Genomic DNA, 22,377 nt, shown 5'->3' with positions numbered 1-22,377 from the left:
TTATTCCGATGTACCTGAATAGATATCAAACCGGTGCCCTTTCGTGGTCACCGCGTTAGTCGTGGCCACGTCCGCCAGCGGCGGCGCGTAGTCAGGGCGCTTCACCACCACCCGCTTCGTCGCGAGCTGTCGGGCAGGCTCCAGCAGACCATCTGCATCTAAATCCGGCCCCACCAGCGACTGAAACACCCGCATCTCTTTCTTCACCAGCGCGCTTTTCTGCTTATGCGGGAACATCGGGTCGAGATAGACCACCTGCGGGCGCGGGGTGATATCGGTGAGCGCCGTCAGGCTGGAGGCGTGGATCAACTGCAACCGCTCCTGCAGCCACGGGCCGATTTCCGGGTCCGCGTAGCCACGCGTCAGCCCGTCGTCGAGCAATGCGGCGACCACCGGGTTACGCTCCAGCATTCGCACACGACAGCCAACAGACGCCAGCACAAACGCATCGCGACCCAGCCCCGCCGTGGCATCGACCACGTCCGGAAGATAGTTCCCTTTAACCCCCACCGCTTTGGCCACCGCCTCGCCGCGACCGCCGCCGAACTTGCGCCGGTGCGCCATCGCACCGCCGACAAAATCGACAAAAATCCCGCCGAGTTTCGGTTCGTCGCGCTTACGTAATTCAAGATGCTCCGGTGTCATCACCAGCGCCATCAGGTTATCTTCATCGTGCTCCAGCCCCCAGCGGGTCGCCAGAACAGATAAGGCGCCGTCTCCGGCGCCTGTTTCATCCACTAGGCAGATTTTCACGAACTATCAGCCTTTGATCCCGTAATGCTCAAGCATCGCATCCAGCTGCGGCTCGCGGCCACGGAAGCGTTTGAACAGTACCATTGGCTCCTCAGAACCGCCGCGGGTCAGGATGTTATCGAGGAACGACTGGCCGGTTTCACGGTTGAAGATCCCCTCTTCTTCGAAGCGGGAGAAAGCATCCGCTGCCAGCACGTCGGCCCACAGGTAGCTGTAGTAACCTGCCGCATAGCCGCCTGCGAAGATGTGACTGAACGCATGCGGGAAGCGGCCCCAGGTTGGCCCAGGGATCACAGCAACCTGCTTTTTAATCTCGGCCAGCGTTTCGAGGATTTTCGCCCCTTGTTCCGGGCTAAACTCGGCGTGCAGACGGAAATCAAACAGGCCGAACTCCAGTTGACGCAGGATGAACATCGCTGCCTGGTAGTTCTTGGCCGCCAGCATTTTATCCAGCAGCTCTTTCGGCAACGGTTCGCCGGTCTCATAGTGACCAGAGATAAACGCCAGCGCGTCCGGCTCCCAGCACCAGTTTTCCATAAACTGGCTTGGCAGCTCGACCGCATCCCACGGTACCCCGCTGATGCCAGCCACGCCTGCGGTTTCGATGCGGGTCAGCATGTGATGCAGACCGTGACCGAACTCGTGGAACAGGGTGATCACTTCGTCGTGAGTGAACAGCGCAGGTTTGCCATTCACCGGACGGTTAAAGTTACAGGTCAGGTAAGCGACCGGCTTTTGCAGAGAACCGTCGGCTTTACGCATCTGGCCGACGCAGTCATCCATCCACGCTCCGCCACGCTTATTCTCACGCGCGTAGAGATCAAGGTAGAAGCTGCCGCGCAGCTCATTCTTGTCGTCATACAATTCGAAGAAGCGCACGTCCGGATGCCAGACGTCGATATCGGTTCGCTCTTTGGCTGTGATGCCGTAGATGCGCTTCACCACTTCGAACAGGCCGTTAACGGCTTTGTTTTCCGGGAAGTACGGGCGCAGCTGCTCGTCGCTGATGCTGTAAAGATGCTGCTTCTGTTTTTCGCTGTAGTACGCAATATCCCACGGCTGCAGCTCGTCCACGCCGAACTCCGCTTTCGCAAAAGCACGCAGCTGAGCCAGCTCTTTCTCACCCTGAGGACGGGCGCGTTTTGCCAGATCGGTCAGGAAGTCGAGCACCTGCTGTGGGTTCTCCGCCATTTTGGTGGCGAGGGATTTGTCGGCGTAGTTTTCGAAGCCCAGCAGCTGTGCCAGCTCGTGACGCAGGGCGAGGATTTCCGCCATCACCGGGCTGTTGTCCCACTTACCGGCATTCGGCCCCTGATCGGAGGCGCGCGTGCTGTAGGCGCGGTACATCTCTTCACGCAGGGCCTGGTTGTCGCAGTAGGTCATTACCGGCAGGTAGCTTGGGATATCCAGCGTTAACAGATAGCCTTCCTGCTCTTTCGCTTCGGCCTGCGCTTTCGCTGCTGCCAGCGCGCTTTCCGGCATCCCGGCCAGCTCGGATTCATCGGTAATCAGCTTCGTCCAGCCCATGGTGGCGTCGAGGACGTTGTTGCTGTACTGGTTGCCCAGCTCGGACAGGCGCGCGGCGATTTCACCGTAGCGAACCTGCTTCTCTTTTGGCAGACCAATCCCGGACAGCTCGAAATCACGCAGGGCGTTATCGACCGATTTTTTCTGCGCCGTGTTCAGCTCGGCGTAATGGTCGCCGTCACGCAGATCGCGATACGCTTTGTACAGCCCTTCGTGTTGGCCGACCCAGGTGCTGTACTCCGAGAGCAGCGGCAGGGTCTGTTCATAGGCCTCGCGCAGTTCCGGGCTGTTTTTCACCGAGTTCAGGTGGCTTACCGGGGAGAAGATACGCCCCAGCACGTCGTCCACTTCGGCCAGCGGCTGACACAGATTTTCCCAGGTGTACGGTGCGCCCTGCGCCACCACGCTTTCTACCGCCGCGCGGCAGTTGTCCAGCGATTGCGTAACGGCTGGAACCACATGCTCAGGGAGGATTTTAGAAAACGGCGGCAACGAAAAAGGCGTCAGTAATGGATTGGTCATAAACGCTGTCCTGTTGAAATAGGTGAATGAAGCGCGCATCCGGCGCTGTGCATATCATTAATTAATGGGGTTAAGTGTAGAGGATTTCAATGCCGGACGTCGTGGAAAAGCGCCCGGTGGCGCTGCGCTTACCGGGCCTGCGGGTAATCTGTGCCGTTCTGCTGTAAACTGTGGCAAATCGTCAATTCAGCGGAAAATCATTACCCATGCTCAGTTATCGCCACAGCTTCCACGCTGGCAACCATGCCGACGTCCTCAAACACACCGTTCAGAGCCTGATCATTGAATCGCTCAAAGAGAAAGAGAAACCGTTTCTCTATCTGGACACCCACGCGGGCGCGGGCCGTTATCAGCTGAGCGGCGAGCATGCCGAGCGTACCGGTGAATATCTGGAAGGGATCGCCCGCATCTGGCAGCAGGACGACCTGCCAGCCGAACTGGAACCGTACATCGGCGTGGTGAACCACTTCAACCGCAACGGCCAGCTGCGCTACTACCCAGGCTCACCGCTGATTGCCCGCCAGCTGCTGCGCGAGCAGGACAGCATTCAGCTGACCGAACTGCATCCGAGCGATTTCCCGCTGTTGCGCTCTGAATTTCAGAAAGATAATCGCGCCCGCGTGGAGAAAGCCGACGGCTACCAGCAGCTGAAAGCCAAACTGCCGCCCGTTTCCCGCCGCGGCCTGGTGCTGATCGATCCGCCGTACGAAATCAAAACCGACTATCAGGCGGTGGTGACCGGCATCCACGAAGGCTACAAACGTTTTGCCACCGGCACTTACGCCCTGTGGTACCCGGTGGTGCTGCGCGCGCAAATCAAACGCATGATCAAAGATCTGGAAGCGACCGGGATCCGCAAAATCCTCCAGATTGAGCTGGCCGTGCGGCCGGACAGCGACCAGCGCGGCATGACCGCCTCCGGCATGATTGTGATTAACCCGCCGTGGAAGCTCGAAGCGCAGATGAACAACGTACTGCCGTGGCTGCACAAAACGCTGGTGCCAGCGGGTACAGGCCACGCCACCGTCAGTTGGATCGTGCCGGAGTAATCGCAGCCATCGGTGGAAACTATTGATTTCAGGTATACAATCGCGGCAATTCACGATTAAGGATAAAAGCTATGACTAAGCATTATGACTACATCGCAATCGGCGGCGGCAGCGGCGGCATCGCCTCCATCAACCGTGCGGCCATGTATGGCCAGAAATGTGCGCTGATCGAAGCTAAAGCGCTGGGCGGCACCTGCGTGAACGTGGGTTGTGTACCGAAGAAGGTGATGTGGCACGCAGCGCAAATCCGTGAAGCTATCCATATGTACGGCCCGGATTACGGCTTTGACACCACCCTCAATCACTTTGACTGGGACAAGCTAATCGCCAGCCGTACCGCCTACATCGACCGTATTCACACCTCCTACGACAACGTGCTGGGTAAGAACAACGTCGATGTGATCCACGGCTTTGCCCGCTTTGTGGATGCGAAAACGATCGAAGTGAACGGTGAGACGATCACCGCCGATCATATCCTGATCGCCACCGGCGGTCGTCCGAGCCACCCGGACATTCCGGGCGTGGAATACGGCATCGACTCAGACGGTTTCTTTGAACTGCCTGCGCTGCCTAAGCGCGTTGCCGTGGTTGGCGCGGGTTACATTGCGGTAGAGCTGGCGGGCGTGATCAACGGCCTTGGCGCGGAAGCGCACCTGTTTGTGCGTAAACACGCGCCGCTGCGCAGCTTTGACCCGCTGATTGTCGAGACGCTGGTTGAAGTCATGAACGCTGAAGGCCCAACACTCCACACCCACGCGGTGCCGAAAGCGGTAGTGAAAAATGCGGACGGCAGCCTGACGCTGGAGCTGGAAGATGGCCGCAGCCAGACCGTCGACTGCCTGATCTGGGCGATTGGTCGTGAACCGGCGAATGACAACTTTAACCTGGCCGTGACCGGCGTGAAAACCGACGAAAAAGGTTATATCGTCGTCGATAAGTTCCAGAACACCAGCGTACCGGGCATTTACGCAGTCGGCGATAACACCGGTGCCGTAGAGCTGACCCCGGTGGCCGTTGCGGCGGGACGTCGTCTCTCCGAACGTCTGTTTAACAACAAGCCTGACGAGCATCTTGATTACACCAACATCCCGACCGTGGTCTTCAGCCATCCGCCCATCGGCACCGTTGGCTTAACCGAGCCGCAGGCGCGCGAGCAGTATGGCGACGACCAGGTGAAAGTGTATAAATCCGCGTTCACCGCGATGTATACCGCCGTCACCTCTCACCGTCAGCCATGCCGCATGAAGCTGGTCTGCGTGGGCCCGGACGAGAAGATTGTGGGTATCCACGGCATTGGCTTCGGCATGGATGAGATCCTGCAGGGCTTCGCCGTGGCGCTGAAAATGGGCGCGACCAAGAAAGACTTCGACAACACCGTGGCAATCCATCCGACCGCCGCGGAAGAATTTGTTACCATGCGTTAAGGCAGAAGCCCCTCCCCGGAGGGGCTTTTTTTATTCACATTCATAAATCGTTGCAAAACGAATGCTCCGAAAATAGTGATCTACCGCACATTTCCCTCCCCATCTACCGAAGCGAATGTCTACGCTTATAAGACGCCCGGAAAAAAACTGTCTTTAAGTACACACAACCGGAGGTCCCTATCACCATGTTCAACCAGAAACTACAGGCTACCGAGAATATCGAATTCGAGATCGCAGAAGAGCTGCGCTACGAGACCGATCCCTGCGAGTTGAAACTGGATGAAATGATTGAGGCGGAGCCGGAACCCGAAATGATCGAGGGGCTACCCGCCTCCGATGCCCTGACGCCCGCCGATCGCTATCTGGAACTGTTCGAGCATGTTCAGTCAACACGCCTGTTCGCGGACAGCAAAACCTTCCCTGACTGCGCGCCGAAGATGGACCCGCTGGATATCCTGATCCGCTATCGTAAAGTGAAACGTCACCGGGATTTCGACCTGCGCCAGTTTGTAGAGAACCACTTCTGGCTACCGGCCACCTACGGCACGGAATATGTTTCTGACCCCGGTCTGTCGCTAAAAGAGCACATTGACAGCCTGTGGCCGGTGCTGACGCGCGAACCGCAGGACCATATCCCCTGGTCCTCTCTGCTGGTGTTACCGCAGGCCTATATTGTGCCCGGCGGGCGATTCAGTGAGACCTATTACTGGGACTCCTATTTCTCCATGCTGGGGCTGGCGGAGAGCGGACGTAACGACCTGCTGAAGTGTATGGCGGATAACTTCGCGTGGCTGATCGAACGCTACGGGCATATCCCAAACGGTAACCGTACCTATTACCTCAGCCGCTCTCAGCCGCCGGTCTTTGCCCTGATGGTCGAGTTGTTTGAAGAGGACGGGGTACGCGGCGCGAAGCGTTACCTTGAGCACCTCAAGATGGAGCACGCCTTCTGGATGGACGGTGCCGAGTCGCTGCTGCTTAATCAGGCCTATCGCAGCGCGGTACGTATGCCGGATGGATCATTGCTCAACCGCTACTGGGACGACCGCGACACGCCCCGGGACGAATCGTGGATTGAGGACGTAGAAACGGCCCGTCACTCCGGACGTCCGCCAAACGAAGTGTATCGTGACTTGCGCGCGGGTGCAGCCTCAGGCTGGGATTACTCCTCCCGCTGGCTGCGTGAGCCTGGCCGACTGGCCAGCATTCGCACCACGCAGTTTATCCCGATCGATTTGAATGCCTTCCTTTTCAAGCTGGAGAGTACTATCGCCAATATCTCGGCGTCGAAAGGGGATAAAGAGACCGCTGAACTGTTCCATCAGAAGGCCAGCGATCGCCGCGCCGCGATTAACCGCTACCTCTGGGATGAAGAAAGCGGCTGCTATCGCGACTATGACTGGCGCCGCGAAGTGATGGCGCTGTTCTCTGCGGCGAGCATTGTGCCGCTGTACGTCGGTATGGCCACGCATGAACAGGCCGATCGACTGTCGGATGCGGTGAAAACGCGACTGCTGACGCCGGGCGGGATTCTGGCAACCGAGTATGAAACCGGCGAGCAATGGGATAAACCCAACGGCTGGGCCCCGCTGCAGTGGATGGCCATTCAGGGGTTCAAGCAGTATGGCAATGACTCACTGGGCGATGAGATCGCCTGGAGCTGGCTGCAGACGGTGAATCATTTTTATAAGACCCACCACAAGCTGATTGAGAAGTATCATATCGCCAGCAGTACGCCACGCGAGGGTGGCGGGGGTGAGTATCCCCTTCAGGACGGCTTCGGCTGGACCAACGGCGTAGTGCGACGGCTGATAGGGTTGTATGGGGAGCCTTGAGTGGGGTGCGGTCTGGTGCCCTCACCCCGGCCCTTTCCCATAGGGTAAAGGGTTCAGCGAATCACCTCATAAATGGCAGTCTGAATGGACTGCCATTTTTTCGTGGTGGCATCCGGTTGCGACTGCGCACGCCGCGTAGCCATATCCAGATCGTGCTGCTGGCGCTTCACCACGGCGGGCACGGTGCAGAACGCTTTGAGATACGCTTTACGCACTGAGGTCAGGGATTCCCCGTTCGACATCGCGTGGCTGAGCGTGTTGATAAAGCGACGGCATGGCTTCTCTTCCGTCATGTTCCGTCGGTAGCGCAGCATGAGCTCCAGCACGTCGTCATGGCCTGCCGACATCGCCTCTTCGGTCCATGACAGCTTCCAGTCCATCCCGCCCTGCAAAAAGAGCTGCGCGACACGAGTATCGTTGCGGTTAATCGCTGAACGGAAATTATTGTCGTCCCAGGTCACCCCCATGCGGGTCAGCGTCTCGCGCGCAGAAGGGGTTTCGCGCATATCTTTCGGCGGAGCCGCTTGCGCAGTGTGTTCGGCCGACGACTGCGGTTTGCTGCTGGTCACCAGCCAGAAGCCGCCCACCAGGATGGCGATTACCATAACGCCAACCGCGCCCCATAACGCACCGGAGATAAGCTGCTCACGCTGTTCGGGCGTGCGCGGCGCGCGCTGGGTCGGCTTTTCAATCGTGTCACGAACCTCAAACAGATCGCCACCGGTAACACGATCCATTTTCTGCGCCTTTTCCCAGAAAGTGTGCAGTTCACTGGCGTCCACCGCCATCAATCCGGCCGGGTTGACGCGCGTTCTCCCCTCTTCGAATGCACGTTGAACCGGTCGGGATATCTGCATGTAGTAGTTATCCAGCAGCTGAATTTGCGCCGAACTTAACGTTTTCTGAACCGTGATGTTGTTGCGAATTTGCCGAATATCATCAAGGAAGGTTTGCAGCGTTTTACGCGGTTCTACCAGGAGCGTCAGCATGGCAGGATCGTTAAACAGCGAGGCGTAATACCGGCTGAACTCTTTTTTATCCACCAGCATCTGCGCCAGTTCACTGAACATCATCCCACTCAGGATATCGTTGATCTCCCCGAGCTTCAGCCAGCGTCTTACCCGGTCGGCATTAAATAAGGTCTTAAGATGATTATTGAGCCGCACCTGATCGGGCCAGGCCTGCTGAATAAGTCCTTTAATCATCAGCTCAATGGCGCGAACCTGCTTGTGCGCCTGCTGTTGCTGCAGTTCGCTACCCGTTGCCAGCTCCGTGCTGTAAGTCAGCAACGGTTGCTGCAAACGAAGATGTTCCAGCGTGGTCACAAAGCGCATCGCCGCAATCAGCTGGTTTTCGCTGACATCCTGCCCGCTTTCATACTGTGGAACGCGCTGCTGCAGCAGGCGCAGCTGCAGCGTAAATTCCGACATCTCGGCATCATTCAGATTGAGGGTCTTCGCAACGGCTGCCCATCCCCCGAGCGCTAAACGTGCGCTATCCAGTTGTTCCAGGAGCCAGCGTGGATCTTTTCCCTCAGAAACATGTACATTCAGGAGAAGCAAAATTTCAACCGACGCCTGGCGAATGACCGCCAGACAGTGTTCAAACTGTTCGCGAATATGATGTGATGTGCTGAGAGTCATTGTTTTCCTTAAGCGACAACGAAGACATCAGGAATGGGCACTTATGGCCATTTTTCTTTTATTTATACATGCTTAACCATACCTGACTTTCTGTTGAAATAAAGTGACAACCCTAAAATCATTAAAAATGTTTCAGGAGAATCTTAATGCCGGTTTTAATGACTTCACGCCTGAACTGCTCGCCTCTGCAGGAGCATGACTGGCCCTTTTTTCTGGCGTTGCAGCAACATCCTGACGTGATGCGCTTTGTGGCGGAAAACCGTCCCGTTGCCGCGATTCGTGAGGCGTTTGATTCTCGTCTGCCCCTCTGGACGCCGGGCAGCACGCACTGGCTGTGTCTCGTCGTCCGTGATGCCACCTCTCAGGCACCGCTGGGCGTGACCGGGTATATTCATCGTGAGGACGATTGCGCTGAAGTGGGCTTTCTTTTTGCACCCGAGGCGCAGGGGAAAGGTTACGGTTTCGAATCCCTGCAGGCGCTTTGCGATTACGCCTTTCGTGAGGGCGGACTACGTCGGCTCACCGCCACCGTCACGGCGGGAAATGTCGCCTCCAGACGTCTGCTGGAAAAAGCCCACTTTCGTCTGGAGGGGGAGCTTCGCGAGAGCTATTACCTTTCCGGACGCTGGCAAAATGACTGGTTATTGGGTTTATTGCGGCATGAATATCTGAACCATAACGCCTGATCAACAGCCATTTGGCGGATATTTTTCATTGTTCAATTCCTCTACAGTATCGCCATTACGAGGAAATGAATATGAAAGGTCATGCGCTGAATATCTCTTATGCCGCCATTGATTTAATAAAGAAGCATCAGGGGCTTTCACTGGAGAAATATCGTGATGAAAATGGTTTATGGGTGATCGGCTATGGACATGCGATCCATGAAGAGGACAATTTTCACGGAGGCATTACTCCGCTTCAGGCAGAATGTTTGCTTCAGGAAGATATTCAGTTATGTGAGAGGCTGCTGCGGGAAAATATAACACGCCCATTAACCCAACAGCAGCATGATGCATTGGTAGTATTGATATTCAGTTTCGCCGAGACGCCTTCACGTCTGAACGCGCTGTATCAGGCTATCGCCCGGGTATAGTACATGGCCGCCTGGGTCCGGTTTTTCACCTCCAGCCGCCGAAAAAGTGCTTCCAGATGCGCTTTTACCGTGGCCGCGCTGATGTTGAGATTGCGGCCAATCTCTTTATTTGACTCTCCCGCTGCCAGCAGTTTGAGTACCTCGCGCTGACGCTCGCTTAAACAGAGTAACGGCTGTGCTGATGATTGCTGGCTAACCCACTCCCCGGGAAAGCAGACCATCCCTCTCGACACGGAATCCAGCACGGCGGCAAACCGTTCGGGGTTAGCGTTACGGGGGATAATGGCCATCACGTTTCGCTGCATGAGCTGCTCAACCCATCTGGCCTCTTTTCTTGCCAGAACCATAATCACCCGTATCGCCGGGAAGGAATCCATAAGCTCTTCCAGGAAAGCACTCTCCTCTTCCTGGATCAAATTGCCGTCAATCATCACGATAGCAGACGGTGAAGCAGATATTTGCCCCCATAAATCGTCCGCCTGACAAGCGCCCGTTATATTTATTTCAGGAATTAACTCCTGCAGACCGTGTATCGCTCCATGAATAAATATCGACTGCCTGTCAAACATGATTACTCGCATCGTTTTTCTCCCTCTGAGAATAGCGAAGGGGGATTCTACAGAGGCAGTATTTAAGAAAAAACTCAATGAATGGAGAGGTTACAAATCCGCGAGTGGTTTTTATATTTGCCCGTATTTTGACACATCGGCATTAAGGATTTCCTTAAGGGGTTCCCTCCCCTTTACAGCAGGCCTCACAGGAACATACCGCCTGACACCTCAATACGTTGCGCGTTCATCCAGCCCAGCTTATCGCTGAGCAGTGCCGCGATGGCATCGCCGATATCGTCCGGCAACCCCACCCGCCCCAGCGCCGTCTGTGATGCCAGCATCTGATTAAGCTGCGCGTTGTCGCGAACGCGTCCACCGCCAAAGTCGGTTTCTATCGCGCCCGGCGCGATAATATTGACGGAGATACCACGCGCACCCAGCTCCTTCGCCTGATAGCGGGTCAACACCTCCATCGCCCCTTTCATCGCTGCATAGGTACCGGAGCCTGGCTGGGTAAAACGGGCCAGCCCGCTGGAGACGTTGAGGATCCGGCCTCCGTCATTCAGCAGAGGCAGCAGGCGCTGTGTCAGGAAGAAAGGCCCTTTGAAATGAATATTCATCGCCTCATCAAACTGGGCTTCCGTTGTGTCGGTATAGGGTGCATATAAACCCGTCCCGGCATTGTTCAATAAATAATCAAAGGTGTCGCGTTGCCAGACGGTCTTAAGGATTTCCTGAAGCTGCTGAGCAAACTTATCGAAGCTGGCAATATCACCGACGTTGAGCTGTAATGCTGCAGCATTCACGCCTTTTTCCTGAATTTCGCGAACAACCTCCAGCGCGTCCTGCTGATTGCTGTGGTACGTCAGAACAATTCCCGTTCCGTCTGCCGCCAGCTTCAACGCCGCGTTTTTACCCAAACCACGGCTACCACCCGTCACTAATGCGATACGTTCAGTCATCATAAACCTCGTTTTGGCTGTTATGGAGATTGAGAAAGAGCTTATTAGGTGATAGAAGATCAATAAAGATGGTTTAAAACGCTTCACTGTTTCAACAGCAACAACAATGAGCTTCATCTATGGATAAAATTCACGCAATGCAGCTGTTTGTTCGCGTCGCGGAACTGGAAAGTTTTTCCCGTGCTGCAGAAACCTTAACGTTGCCGAAAGGCAGCGTTTCGCGGCAAATTCAGGCCCTTGAAAACCGCCTTGGCACCCAGCTGTTGCACCGGACCACGCGTCGCGTCAGCCTGACGCAGGACGGCATGGTCTATTACGAACGGGCAAAAGATCTGCTGGCAAACCTTGATGAACTGGACGGACTGTTTCAGCACGATCCCTCCACCATAAGCGGAAGGCTGCGCGTGGATATGCCCGTCGGCGTTGCTCGAAATTTAGTCATCCCCAGACTGCCGACTTTTTTGCAGCAGTACCCGGGTATTGAACTGGAACTCAGCAGCAGCGATCGTCTGGTGGATGTGATTCGCGAAGGGTTTGATTGCGTGGTCCGCGTGGGCTCCCTGAAAGATTCAGGGTTAATTGCCCGGCCGCTGGGGAAACTGACGGTAATTAACTGTGCCAGTCCGGATTATCTGGCGCGTTTTGGCTACCCTGAAACGCTGGATGATTTGGGCTCACACGCGGTGATTCACTACGCCGCCATGCTGGGTACCCGTCCGCAGGGCTTTGAATTTTATAACGGCAGTGCAACGCAGTGGATAAAGACGGGCGGTGTATTAACCGTCAACAGCACGGAAACCTATCAGGCGGCCTGCCTTGCCGGGCTGGGCATCATTCAGGTTCCACGTGTTGGGGTACGTGATTTACTGCGGACGAAAAAACTGATTGAGATCCTCCCGCAATATCGCGCGGAACCGATGCCCGTGTCCCTGATTTATCCCCATCGCCGCAACCTCTCCCGTCGGGTACATCTGTTCATGGAGTGGCTGACCGAACTCACAAAAGCTTACGTGGATTAGTCGCAAGCTATAATTCAGTAACATCCAGCCTAACGAAAAGGAAAAGACGCGTGACGCCGGAAAATAACCCGCAACGACCCACCCAACATTTAGATTATGATCCCATCAAGAAGATGGAAACCGGTCCAGAAAAGGCTAAAACCCCAGGGGCGGCCAGCAAGACGCTGGGCACCGTCACCAGCCTGGCAGAAAGAATTCAGCAGTTTCCCATGGTTGCGCATTTGATACGTGCGACCGAGCGCTTTAATGACCGCATGGGGAACCAGTTTGGTGCTGCCATCACCTATTTCTCCTTCCTGTCGATGATCCCCATTCTGATGGTGTCGTTTGCAGCGGCCGGTTTTGTGCTCGCGTCGCACCCGACGCTGCTGCAGGATATTTTCACTAAAATCCTGAATAACGTCAGTGACCCGACCCTCGCCACCACGCTAAAAAGCACGATTAATACCGCTGTTCAGCAACGTACGACCGTTGGGATCGTTGGTTTGCTTATCGCCCTTTACTCCGGGGTAAATTGGATGGGCAACCTCCGCGAGGCCATTCGCGCCCAGTCGCGTGAGGTGTGGGAGCGTAAGCCGCAGGATCAGGAGAAAATATGGGTTAAGTATCTCCGCGACTTTGTTTCGCTGATTGGCCTGCTCATTGCGCTCATCGTTACGCTTTCGATTACCTCCGTGGCGGGCTCCGCACAGCAGATGATTATCTCTGCACTCTATCTGGATTACATCGAATGGCTGAAACCGGCCTGGCGCGGCATTGGGCTGGCGATTTCCATTTTCGCCAACTACCTGCTGTTCTTCTGGATTTTCTGGCGTTTGCCCCGTCATCGTCCGCGCAAGAAGGCCCTGCTCCGCGGAACGCTGATTGCGGCGATAGGCTTTGAAGTGATTAAAATCGTGATGACCTACACCCTGCCGTCGCTGGTGAAATCCCCGTCGGGCGCGGCGTTCGGCTCCGTGCTGGGGTTGATGGCCTTCTTCTACTTCTTCGCCCGCCTGACCCTGTTCTGCGCCGCGTGGATTGCCACCGCCGAGTACAAAGGCGACACACGCATGCCGGGAAAAACACACCGCTAACCCCTCTCTCGGGCTGAAATTTCAGCCCGACTCATCATTTCAGCATATAAATCCAGCCCGTAACTTTTATTTAACCAAAAACCAGTTTTATTCACCAATATTTAAAAACTGTGAAGCATTTCATGGAAGCATTTTCGCTGGCCTGAAAATTATCCGCTTTTTGTTGCTTTTATCACCAGAACGCGACTTTGTTACAGATTGAAATGTCGCTTTTGCTGTGCGTAATATGGCCTTTCGTTCGATAAAAAATAAGAAAATATTATGCAAGCAACAGCCACAACACTCGACTCTGGCGCGGAAAACGTCCCGGTCAACTCGCGCAATAAAGTTGTCGTCGCATCGCTGATTGGCACCGCCATTGAGTTCTTCGACTTTTACATTTACGCCACCGCTGCGGTCATCGTCTTCCCGCATATTTTCTTCCCTCAGGGAGACCCGACGGCGGCGACGCTGCAGTCTCTGGCAACCTTTGCTATCGCGTTTGTTGCACGTCCGATTGGCTCTGCGCTGTTTGGACACTTTGGCGACCGTATTGGTCGTAAGGTCACCCTGGTGGCCTCGCTGCTGACGATGGGGATCTCCACCGTGGCGATCGGCCTGCTGCCGACCTACGAAACCATTGGCATTCTGGCGCCGGTCCTGCTGGCGCTGGCGCGTTTTGGTCAGGGTCTGGGGTTGGGCGGTGAATGGGGTGGCGCGGCGCTGCTGGCGACCGAAAATGCCCCGCCGCGTAAACGCGCGCTGTACGGTTCATTCCCGCAGCTTGGCGCGCCGATTGGCTTCTTCTTTGCCAACGGGACCTTCCTGCTGCTTTCCTGGCTGCTGACGGATGAACAGTTCATGAACTGGGGCTGGCGTATTCCGTTTGTCTTCTCTGCCGTGCTGGTGCTGATTGGCCTGTATGTCCGCGTGTCCCTGCATGAGACGCCGGTGTTCGCTAAAGTGGCCGCGGCGAAAAAACAGGTGAAAGTCCCGCTGGGCACGCTGCTGACCAAACACGTCCGCGTCACCGTGCTGGGCACGTTCATCATGCTGGCAACCTATACGCTGTTCTACATCATGACGGTTTACTCCATGACCTACAGTACCGCCGCCGCGCCGGTTGGGCTGGGTCTGCCGCGTAACGAAGTACTGTGGATGTTGATGATGGCGGTCATCGGGTTTGGTGTGATGGTGCCGATTGCCGGCCTGCTGGCGGATAAATTCGGTCGTCGTGCGAGCATGATTACGATCACCACGCTGATCATTCTGTTTGCCCTGTTCGTCTTCCCGCCGCTGCTGGGTTCGGGTAGCCCGGCACTGGTGATGGCCTACCTGCTGATTGGCCTTAGCCTGATGGGGCTGACCTTCGGCCCAATGGGCGCGCTGCTGCCAGAGCTGTTCCCGACGGAAGTGCGTTATACCGGTGCGTCGTTCTCCTACAACGTCTCTTCCATTCTGGGGGCGTCCGTTGCGCCATACATCGCCACCTGGCTGCAGGCAAATTATGGTCTGTTCTACGTGGGCGTTTACCTGGCGGCCATGGCGGCGCTGACGCTGATTGCGCTGCTGCTGACGCATGAGACTAAGCATCAGGCACTGTAAGCTAATGCCGGGTGGCGGCTACGCCTTACCCGGCCTACGATTCAACATGTAGGCCGGGTAAGCGCAGCGCCACCCGGCAAAAACATCCCGCATCTTACTTCTTCATCTGCGACAAAATTGTCCGACACTGGTTCGCCTCACCTTCTGACGGCGAGATCAATGCCAGCAGCGCGGCGGCTGGGGTGACCAGCGTCGCGAGGGCTGCGGCCACCGCACCACGCGCGATCAGCGGCCCGGGCTTCACGCCTGCCTGCGGATTTTTAAAGGTGCCGCGGACATAAAGCGGCGAGCGCAGGGTAATAATACGGATCCCTTTACTTTCCGGGTCGATCGTCAAATCCAGCTGCTCTGAGGCCATGCTGGCGGTACCGGTCACGTTAATCACCGCGTTTTCCGTGTCGAAGGCAAAAATCTGCGGACGCGCCACGCCGTTAACCAGATCCAGATTGGCCGCGGCGCAGTTCACCCGCACCTCGTCATCCCCGAAAATTTGCCCGATGATAAAGTTGCCCACGTTCAGCCCCAGGATCTCCATCAGGTTGCGGCTGACCAGGCCGTCGTTCATCAGCAGTTTCAGGTTACCATTGCCGCTGCCCAGCAGCGCCGCCACGGAATTCCCTACCCCGCGAATGTCCGCGTCACCGTTCATTTCACCGAGGGTTTTCTGCATCAACTCCACGTTTGGCATCAGCTCTTTCAGCTTCAGCCTGCGGGCCTGAATTTCGGCGCGCCCCTGCATCGGCTTTTTATCGCCCTCGAGGTGAATGTTCGAGGAAATCGTTCCGCCCGCCATACCAAACTTCAGCGGCTGCAGGCGCAGATCGGCGTTTTTAAGAATGACATGCGTCGAGAGATCGCTCAGCGGCAACGTGCTGCCATGCTCAATTTTACGCCCTTTGAAGCGTACATCGGCATCCATCACGTCCCATTTATCAGTTTCGAAGCGATCGTAAGGCAGCACTTTCCCCGCAGGCTGAACGTCCTTTTTGACCTCTTTCGACTTCGTGCCTTTGCCCGAATCCACGCCAATCAACGGGCCCAGATCGGCCAGACGTAGCTGGCGGGACTCCACATCCCCTTCCAGTTTCGGGCGCGGTTTTCCGGTGGTATAGGTTAGCGATCCGTGGATATCGCTGTCACCGATGCGGCCGTTAAAATCCCGGTAATCAAAGACAGACGATTTTTCGGTGTCGATTTTGGCAACCAGATGCCCGTCCGTTTCGAACGGCGGCGTATCGGGCAGCAACACACCGGTCAGTTCATACAGTTCACCCAGCGAATCACCGGCAAATTTCAGCCGCAGATCCACGCCCCCCATGTTCATCGGGTCGTTGACCGTGCCCACGAATGCCACGCGCGTATTCCCTGAACGGAAATCCGCCTGCACCGGGAACGGCGTACCTTCGCTCCTGAGCGCCAGCATGCCGCCCATTTTTCCTTTCCCGCTCAGCGGCTGACCGTTGTAGCGCCCTTTGGCCGTCAGGCCAAACACATAATCTCCCGCTTTGGCGTTATCGCCTTTCGCCTGGTTGCCCGTCACTTCGCTAAACGGTAGCGGTTTACCCAACGGATCGACCAGGATCTCCACATCCGCCTTGCTGACCTTATCGTCGATGGCGATCCGCCCGCGATCGAAAAGAATATTGTCCAGACGGAATGACCATGAAGAGGGCCGGGCATTGGGATCTTTTTCGCCGTCGCTGGCAAGGTTAAACGTCCAGTTGTTGTTCTTTTCAGAAAGGCGGATCAGACGCGCATCGGGCTGCTGGAGTTTAATCCACGGCAGATAGACGGTTTTGGTCAGGAGCGCTAACGGCGCCAGCGTGGCTTCAACGCGTGGCAGATGGACCATGGTGACGTCCGGAATATCCGGCGGGTTGCCGAGAATAATGTCGTCGGCGTGGACGTGCGGCCAGGGGATCCAACTTCGCCAGCCGGTCTCCTGTTTCTGACGTTCCCATACCACGCCCAAATCGCCGCGGATGGCGAAGGGACGGTTCAGCTCAGCTGAGACTTTCTGGTTGATGGTCGGCTTAAGGCGATTCCAGTCAAACGTCGCAATAATGACGACGATAACCACGATCAACAACAAGAAAATCCCTGTAGTCCAGGAGATAACCCTGGTTGTCTTTGTCATTTTTGTCCCCTTTCCTGATGGCCTGTCCTGTAAAACTATAGTCCAGACAAGGGGAAACGGGCGGATCAGAGGTTAGTTATGACGGTATCGAGGGTATCCATAGGAACCGGACGAGAGAGGAAATAACCCTGTGCGGCAGCAGCGGGTGAGTGTTGCACATCGCGCCACTCTTCCAGCGTTTCCACACCTTCGACAATCACCCCTTTGCAATAGCGGTTCATCAACTGCAATAACAGCGTAAACAGGTTTCGCCCTTCCGGGGTCTGACGCAGCATAATAAACAGATCGCGGGCCACTTTGATGTAGTCATAACGCACTTCGCTCAGCGCAGAGAAGTTCGCCATGCCCGTACCAAAGTCATCCAGCCACAGCGGGCCAAATTCACACATCGAGGCAAACGAGGAGTCCTGCGGCAGCCGGACGTGCTCCACCAGTTCAAAACGCATCCACGGCAGAGTGGCGATCAGTTCCTGCAATTTTGCATTCTGACGCAGCGCCAGCAGTGTCGGGCCATCCACGTTAACCGAGGCGAGGATATGGTGCCGCTCGAAAAAGGCCTGTTTGGTCGCCAGCATACGAAGCTGCTCTTCCAGCACGTCAAGGCGCTGGCGAACGGCAACTTCGGCAAAATAGCGATCTGGCGCGATACGCTGTAAAGGGTTTGACGGGTGCGTAACAACGGTCAAAATTTCAATGGCCATCAGTCGACCGTCCGTTCGGTAGATCGGCTGATAGGTATACGCACGCTCACATTGCAGCCAGTAGCGATGCTCCTGCAAGTTCTCAATACTTGCCTCAGGCGTAGTGCTCAGCCGCTGGATAACCTGCTCTGACTTCATTTCAGATGTCCTGTTGTTGGATGGCCTTTCTGGACTCGTCACTGGGTTATCGGCGCGACAATTGAGAACTTTATGTTCAATTCACCGGGAAAATGAAATTAAGATGACAGAAATTTGCCGGAACACGTGCTGGCTCAAATTAAATAATGGAACGTCGTTTTAATATAGTTGACCATCTAATTCACTCAGCGCACACTGCTGATAAATTCTTCTGTTCAGGTTCACGACTATGTCCAAAAAAATTGCCGTGATTGGCGAATGCATGATTGAGCTGTCCCAAAAAGGCGCGGAAGTCAGCCGCGGATTTGGTGGCGACACGTTAAACACTTCCGTCTATATCGCCCGTCAGGTTGCGCCAGAAGCACTCTCCGTGGACTATGTTACCGCCCTCGGCACGGACAGCTTCAGCCAGCAGATGCTGGAAGCCTGGCAGAATGAACATGTGGGCACCGCGCTGATCCAGCGTATGGAAAACCGCCTTCCCGGGCTTTACTACATCGAAACCGACAGCACCGGCGAACGCACGTTTTATTACTGGCGTAACGAAGCCGCGGCGAAGTTCTGGCTGGAGAGCGATGCAGCCCCGGCCATTTGTGAAGCACTGGCAAGCTTTGACTATCTCTATCTGAGTGGGATCAGCCTGGCGATCCTCAGTCCAGTCAGCCGCGAAAAGCTGCTGTCGCTGCTGCATAAATGCCGCGCCAACGGCGGTAAGGTGATTTTTGATAACAATTACCGTCCACGCCTGTGGGCCAGCCGTGAAGAGACGCAGCAGGTTTATCAGCAGATGCTGCAGTGCACGGACATCGCGTTCCTGACGCTCGACGATGAAGACGCCCTGTGGGGTGAGAAGCCCGTAGATGACGTGATTGCACGCACGCAGGCGGCGGGCGTAAGCGAAGTCGTCATTAAACGCGGGGCGGAATCATGCCTGGTCGCGATGGCGGGTGAAGCGGTGGTTGAAGTCCCGGCGGTGAAGCTGGCCAAAGAGAACGTGATTGATACGACAGCGGCAGGGGACTCCTTCAGCGCGGGTTACCTGGCGGTACGTCTGACCGGGGGAACGCCGGAAGCCGCGGCACAGCGCGGACACCTGACGGCCAGCACCGTGATTCAGTATCGCGGGGCGATTATTCCGCGTGAGGCGATGCCTGTTTAACCAAAGTGAGGGCTGATGCCCTCACCCTGGCCCTCTCCCACAGGGAGAGGGCATGTCTACGCATTACTGTCCCTGAGGAATATCCGTCGCGTCCGGGTGTAAATCATCCGCTGCGGTCGCCGGCTGCGGCGCGGTAACCATAATAGAATCCCAGGTCTTCTGAAGTTCCTTCATGTCATATTCCGGCTCGCCTTTCGGCTGCATAAGGATCAATGCCATATCCTGCGACAGCTGCTGACGTAAATCCTGATTTAACATATCCACGGTCAAACCGTTCAGGAAATCCTGACGAAGCTTCTGGTACTGTTCAGGCGCAATGTCGACAACCTGATTCTGCAGGGAGCGGATGCGCTGGCTGATCAGAATATCGGTATCGGCACGCGCGTAGGTCGCAAACAGCTTCTGCAGCTCCAGTTTTTTCTGGGCCACCAGCGCATTGAACTCCTCTTCAGAGAGGCCCTCTTTACGCACTTTTGCCAGCTCTTTGGCGACCACACCCAGATTCGCATTCAGCTTATCGCCCGGCGATTCAACGTTAATGGCACATTGCGCACGCTGGAAAAGCACGCGACAGTCAAAGCCAAGACCAATATTCTTCACGTTATTCTTACTGAGCGTCTGCTGGACGTGCCAGAACAACGCTTCACGCGCCAGGTCGGCACGCCAGTAGCGCAGCAGCGCGGCGGATTCGCGGATAGGCTGCCAGGCGTTATCCCACATCATGGAGAGTCGGTCCTGACGCACGGTGTCCGTCATAATGCTGACAGGTTCGGCGCGCAGCGGAGAGAGTGTCGGAACCGGGGCAGGCGTTTCACGCTTGCCTTTCAAATCGCCAAACGCTTTGTTGATCTGTTCAACCACCGCGCGGCTATCGACATTGCCAACCACAATCAGCGTCATGGCGTCCGGGGTGTACCATTTCTGGTAGAACGATTTCACCTGTTCGGCATCGACCGGCTGCTTCAGCGGCTCCGCCGGATCGTGACCCAGCAACGTTGAACCTTTCAGACGGTAGCGCCACCAGCCCTCTTTGGTATCCGCAGGCCAGGTCGCCACCATGTCGCTGTTGCTCAGCGCATAGTTAACGGTATCCGGCGTAATCGCCAGGTTGCCTGAGGCATCAGCGAGATAGGTCAGCGCTTCTTTGAGCAGATCGTTACGGTTATTTGGCAGGCTCAGGTTAAACATGGTGTAGTCATAGGAGACCACAGCCGGAGGCAGCGGGCGTTTTGGATCGATGGCTTGTTGCCACAGCGAACGCACCTGAACCGCTTGCAGGCTGCCGCTCTGAGTGAGCGCCAGACGGGGAATAAAATGGCTAAAACCGGTTTGCTGAGTACTTTCCGTAAGGGAGCCGGTATTAACGGACAGACGGATTTCAACACGATCGCTCGGACGTTGCGGGGTGGATAAAACCTGCCACTGGAAACCGTTCGCTAACGTGGCTTGTTGCCAGGCCGGGTCTGGCTGGAGCGCATCTGCCTGCACATAACTGGCTGCTGCCATCATCAGCAAACCGCCGGTTAAGAGTCGAATTTTTGTGCCCTGCATGTGAACCCCTGATCAACATTCCTGGTTAAAAAGAGTGTCTCGCGACGCGCTGCACTCTAAAAGATGACGATGAAAACACGTCGATTAGACCGCGCGTTCGGCAAAACGTCACGGTCCGAAGTGAAATATACCCAAAAAAAATCTTGTCGAATTATGACAGGTATGAAGGGTTATTATGCGCAGGAGCCCGCATCCCGACAAGGGAATGCGGGCATTTGTAACAAGATTAGGAGGTTAAACCAGGAGTTTTGCTATCAGACACGCGATTATTCAGCGTATCGTCGAGTTTTTTGTGATCCAGCTCTTTCACCCATTTCGCGACAACGACCGTCGCCACACCGTTACCTACCAGGTTGGTTAATGCGCGCGCCTCGGACATAAAGCGGTCAATACCGAGAATCAGCGCCAGCCCCGCCACCGGCAGATGCCCCACCGCAGAAATGGTAGCCGCCAGCACGATAAAGCCACTGCCCGTTACGCCTGCCGCGCCTTTCGAGGAGAGCAGGAGCACCACCAACAGGGTGATCTGATGGAAAATATCCATATGGCTGTTGGTCGCCTGAGCGATGAACACCGCCGCCATCGTCAGGTATATCGACGTACCATCAAGGTTGAAGGAGTAGCCCGTCGGGATCACCAGCCCGACCACCGACTTACGGCACCCGAGTTTTTCCATCTTGTCGAGCATACGCGGCAACGCCGATTCTGAAGAAGAGGTCCCCAGCACAATCAGCAGCTCTTCACGAATGTAACGGATAAATTTGAAGATGTTGAAACCTGTCGCACGGGCAATGGAGCCCAGCACCACCACCACGAAAAGAATACAGGTGATATAGAAGCAGATAATCAGCTGGCCCAGCTGCACCAGCGTACCGACGCCATACTTACCGATGGTGAAGGCCATCGCACCGAAGGCACCGATTGGCGCCAGGCGCATGATCATATTGATGATGCCAAAGATGACCTGTGAGAAGCTCTCAATCACGTTAAAGATAAGCTGGCCTTTGCTGCCCAGACGGTGCAGGGCAAAGCCAAACATGACGGCAAACAGCAGTACCTGCAGAATGTTTCCGCTGGCAAACGCGCCAATGACGCTGCCGGGTATCACGTCCAGCAGGAAGGCCACCACGCCCTGATCCTTCGCCTGCTCGGCATAGACCGCGACCGCTTTGGCATCGAGCGTTGAGGGGTCAACGTTCATGCCCGCACCAGGCTGGACCACGTTAACGATAATCAGACCAATAATCAGCGCAAGGGTACTGACCACTTCGAAATAGAGCAGCGCCACAGCACCGGTACGGCCTACCGCTTTCATGCTTTCCATGCCAGCGATGCCCGTGACAACCGTACAGAAGATTACCGGGGCGATGACCATTTTGATGAGCTTCACGAACGCGTCGCCAAGCGGTTTCATTTGCGCGCCCAGCTCAGGGTAGTAATGCCCCAGCAAAATACCGATGGCGATGGCTGTCAGGACCTGGAAATAGAGACTTTTGAAGAGTGAGGTTTTCATAAGGTGTCCTTGGGAAGAAAAACCACAGGTTTTGTAAGGTTATGGTTAACCTGCGGCTCTAAAATAACACCCGTATAACAGGACAGAAATAAACTCAGTTCAAATTTGAAACACAAATGTTAAGAACTTTGAGCTGG

General features: G+C 55.7%; 18 protein-coding genes. 9 read left to right on the top strand and 9 right to left on the bottom strand.

The genetic code is table 11. From position 1 onward, the window contains the following. Both rsmJ and prlC read right to left on the bottom strand, forming a co-directional pair. The gene (rsmJ, locus tag O1723_RS01270) at positions 1 to 753 is read right to left on the bottom strand and encodes a 16S rRNA (guanine(1516)-N(2))-methyltransferase RsmJ (RefSeq protein WP_023337925.1); all 753 of its coding nucleotides are present in this window, start codon (positions 751 to 753) and stop codon (positions 1 to 3) included. 6 nt (positions 754 to 759) lie between these two features. After that, a complete protein-coding gene (gene prlC, locus O1723_RS01265; protein ID WP_023331525.1) occupies positions 760 to 2,802 on the bottom strand; it encodes an oligopeptidase A in 2,043 nt (680 codons plus the stop codon). Between the two features lie 206 nt (positions 2,803 to 3,008). Here prlC and O1723_RS01260 point away from each other — a divergent pair, with 206 nt between their 5' ends. The 3 genes from O1723_RS01260 (at position 3,009) to O1723_RS01250 (ending at position 7,110) form a co-directional block, all read left to right on the top strand. Then, complete coding sequence (locus O1723_RS01260) at positions 3,009 to 3,851, top strand: 23S rRNA (adenine(2030)-N(6))-methyltransferase RlmJ (RefSeq protein ID WP_014885583.1); 843 nt, start codon at positions 3,009 to 3,011, stop codon at positions 3,849 to 3,851. A 71-nt stretch (positions 3,852 to 3,922) separates the two neighbouring features. Beyond that, a complete protein-coding gene (gene gorA / locus O1723_RS01255) occupies positions 3,923 to 5,275 on the top strand; it encodes a glutathione-disulfide reductase (protein WP_023331526.1) in 1,353 nt (450 codons plus the stop codon). A 185-nt stretch (positions 5,276 to 5,460) separates the two neighbouring features. Then, the gene (locus O1723_RS01250) at positions 5,461 to 7,110 is read left to right on the top strand and encodes an alpha,alpha-trehalase (RefSeq protein ID WP_014885585.1); all 1,650 of its coding nucleotides are present in this window, start codon (positions 5,461 to 5,463) and stop codon (positions 7,108 to 7,110) included. Positions 7,111 to 7,163: 53 nt separating this feature from the next. Here the strand turns inward: O1723_RS01250 and O1723_RS01245 are convergent, their stop codons facing one another. Further along, entirely contained in the window at positions 7,164 to 8,753 is a 1,590-nt protein-coding gene (locus O1723_RS01245) for an STY4199 family HEPN domain-containing protein (protein ID WP_014885586.1), read from the bottom strand. Positions 8,754 to 8,899: 146 nt separating this feature from the next. Here O1723_RS01245 and O1723_RS01240 point away from each other — a divergent pair, with 146 nt between their 5' ends. Then, the gene (locus O1723_RS01240) at positions 8,900 to 9,439 is read left to right on the top strand and encodes a GNAT family N-acetyltransferase (RefSeq protein ID WP_023337926.1); all 540 of its coding nucleotides are present in this window, start codon (positions 8,900 to 8,902) and stop codon (positions 9,437 to 9,439) included. A gap of 71 nt (positions 9,440 to 9,510) precedes the next feature. After that, positions 9,511 to 9,849: a lysozyme gene (locus O1723_RS01235; protein WP_014885588.1), complete on the top strand. Its 339-nt coding sequence runs from the start codon at positions 9,511 to 9,513 to the stop codon at positions 9,847 to 9,849. On the opposite strand, the gene O1723_RS01230 is transcribed toward O1723_RS01235, so the two are convergent. Beyond that, positions 9,828 to 10,430, bottom strand: a complete 603-nt coding sequence (locus O1723_RS01230) for a response regulator transcription factor (RefSeq protein WP_014885589.1) — start codon at positions 10,428 to 10,430, stop codon at positions 9,828 to 9,830. The genes O1723_RS01235 and O1723_RS01230 overlap by 22 nt on opposite strands. 173 nt (positions 10,431 to 10,603) lie before the next feature. Next, a complete protein-coding gene (locus tag O1723_RS01225) occupies positions 10,604 to 11,362 on the bottom strand; it encodes an SDR family NAD(P)-dependent oxidoreductase (protein ID WP_023331529.1) in 759 nt (252 codons plus the stop codon). Positions 11,363 to 11,481: 119 nt separating this feature from the next. On the opposite strand from O1723_RS01225, the gene O1723_RS01220 reads away from it, so the two are divergent. The 3 genes from O1723_RS01220 (at position 11,482) to O1723_RS01210 (ending at position 15,041) form a co-directional block, all read left to right on the top strand. Then, on the top strand, positions 11,482 to 12,381 hold the full coding sequence (locus O1723_RS01220; protein WP_023337927.1) for a LysR family transcriptional regulator: 900 nt from the start codon (positions 11,482 to 11,484) through the stop codon (positions 12,379 to 12,381). A gap of 50 nt (positions 12,382 to 12,431) precedes the next feature. Beyond that, positions 12,432 to 13,457 carry an inner membrane protein YhjD gene (gene yhjD / locus O1723_RS01215; RefSeq protein WP_023337928.1) on the top strand — a complete coding sequence of 342 codons (1,026 nt, stop codon included), beginning with the start codon at positions 12,432 to 12,434 and terminating at the stop codon, positions 13,455 to 13,457. Positions 13,458 to 13,718: 261 nt separating this feature from the next. Beyond that, complete coding sequence (locus O1723_RS01210) at positions 13,719 to 15,041, top strand: MFS transporter (RefSeq protein WP_014885593.1); 1,323 nt, start codon at positions 13,719 to 13,721, stop codon at positions 15,039 to 15,041. 94 nt (positions 15,042 to 15,135) lie between these two features. Here O1723_RS01210 and O1723_RS01205 read toward each other — a convergent pair whose 3' ends face one another. Both O1723_RS01205 and pdeH read right to left on the bottom strand, forming a co-directional pair. Then, the gene (locus tag O1723_RS01205; protein WP_023331531.1) at positions 15,136 to 17,178 is read right to left on the bottom strand and encodes an AsmA family protein; all 2,043 of its coding nucleotides are present in this window, start codon (positions 17,176 to 17,178) and stop codon (positions 15,136 to 15,138) included. Between the two features lie 65 nt (positions 17,179 to 17,243). Further along, the gene (pdeH, locus tag O1723_RS01200) at positions 17,244 to 18,017 is read right to left on the bottom strand and encodes a cyclic-guanylate-specific phosphodiesterase (protein ID WP_023337929.1); all 774 of its coding nucleotides are present in this window, start codon (positions 18,015 to 18,017) and stop codon (positions 17,244 to 17,246) included. A 229-nt stretch (positions 18,018 to 18,246) separates the two neighbouring features. Between pdeH and kdgK the strand changes: the two genes are divergently transcribed. Further along, positions 18,247 to 19,176 (top strand): 2-dehydro-3-deoxygluconokinase, encoded by a 930-nt coding sequence (kdgK, locus tag O1723_RS01195; RefSeq protein ID WP_014885596.1) that lies wholly within the window; start codon positions 18,247 to 18,249, stop codon positions 19,174 to 19,176. 63 nt (positions 19,177 to 19,239) lie between these two features. Here kdgK and O1723_RS01190 read toward each other — a convergent pair whose 3' ends face one another. Together O1723_RS01190 and O1723_RS01185 are read right to left on the bottom strand one after the other, a co-directional pair. Next, positions 19,240 to 20,727, bottom strand: coding sequence for a M16 family metallopeptidase (locus tag O1723_RS01190; RefSeq protein ID WP_248191321.1), 1,488 nt, complete (start codon positions 20,725 to 20,727; stop codon positions 19,240 to 19,242). Between the two features lie 226 nt (positions 20,728 to 20,953). Further along, positions 20,954 to 22,240, bottom strand: a complete 1,287-nt coding sequence (locus tag O1723_RS01185; RefSeq protein ID WP_014885598.1) for a dicarboxylate/amino acid:cation symporter — start codon at positions 22,238 to 22,240, stop codon at positions 20,954 to 20,956. Positions 22,241 to 22,377: the final 137 nt, after the last annotated feature.

This window comes from Enterobacter cloacae complex sp. HYC080_NIDB (assembly GCF_056673325.1).
Note: the sequence above shows the minus strand (reverse complement) of the source record. Positions and strands in the feature narration are given on the sequence as shown.

Coding starts and splice junctions, on each gene's coding strand:
- O1723_RS01205 (WP_023331531.1), bottom strand. CDS start 17,178: ATGACAAAGACAACCAGGGTTATCTCCTGGACTACAGGGATTTTCTTG.
- O1723_RS01250 (WP_014885585.1), top strand. CDS start 5,461: ATGTTCAACCAGAAACTACAGGCTACCGAGAATATCGAATTCGAGATC.
- O1723_RS01260 (WP_014885583.1), top strand. CDS start 3,009: ATGCTCAGTTATCGCCACAGCTTCCACGCTGGCAACCATGCCGACGTC.
- O1723_RS01190 (WP_248191321.1), bottom strand. CDS start 20,727: ATGCAGGGCACAAAAATTCGACTCTTAACCGGCGGTTTGCTGATGATG.
- O1723_RS01210 (WP_014885593.1), top strand. CDS start 13,719: ATGCAAGCAACAGCCACAACACTCGACTCTGGCGCGGAAAACGTCCCG.
- pdeH (WP_023337929.1), bottom strand. CDS start 18,017: ATGAAGTCAGAGCAGGTTATCCAGCGGCTGAGCACTACGCCTGAGGCA.
- gorA (WP_023331526.1), top strand. CDS start 3,923: ATGACTAAGCATTATGACTACATCGCAATCGGCGGCGGCAGCGGCGGC.
- O1723_RS01235 (WP_014885588.1), top strand. CDS start 9,511: ATGAAAGGTCATGCGCTGAATATCTCTTATGCCGCCATTGATTTAATA.
- O1723_RS01220 (WP_023337927.1), top strand. CDS start 11,482: ATGGATAAAATTCACGCAATGCAGCTGTTTGTTCGCGTCGCGGAACTG.
- prlC (WP_023331525.1), bottom strand. CDS start 2,802: ATGACCAATCCATTACTGACGCCTTTTTCGTTGCCGCCGTTTTCTAAA.
- O1723_RS01225 (WP_023331529.1), bottom strand. CDS start 11,362: ATGACTGAACGTATCGCATTAGTGACGGGTGGTAGCCGTGGTTTGGGT.
- O1723_RS01245 (WP_014885586.1), bottom strand. CDS start 8,753: ATGACTCTCAGCACATCACATCATATTCGCGAACAGTTTGAACACTGT.
- O1723_RS01240 (WP_023337926.1), top strand. CDS start 8,900: ATGCCGGTTTTAATGACTTCACGCCTGAACTGCTCGCCTCTGCAGGAG.
- O1723_RS01185 (WP_014885598.1), bottom strand. CDS start 22,240: ATGAAAACCTCACTCTTCAAAAGTCTCTATTTCCAGGTCCTGACAGCC.
- kdgK (WP_014885596.1), top strand. CDS start 18,247: ATGTCCAAAAAAATTGCCGTGATTGGCGAATGCATGATTGAGCTGTCC.
- O1723_RS01230 (WP_014885589.1), bottom strand. CDS start 10,430: ATGCGAGTAATCATGTTTGACAGGCAGTCGATATTTATTCATGGAGCG.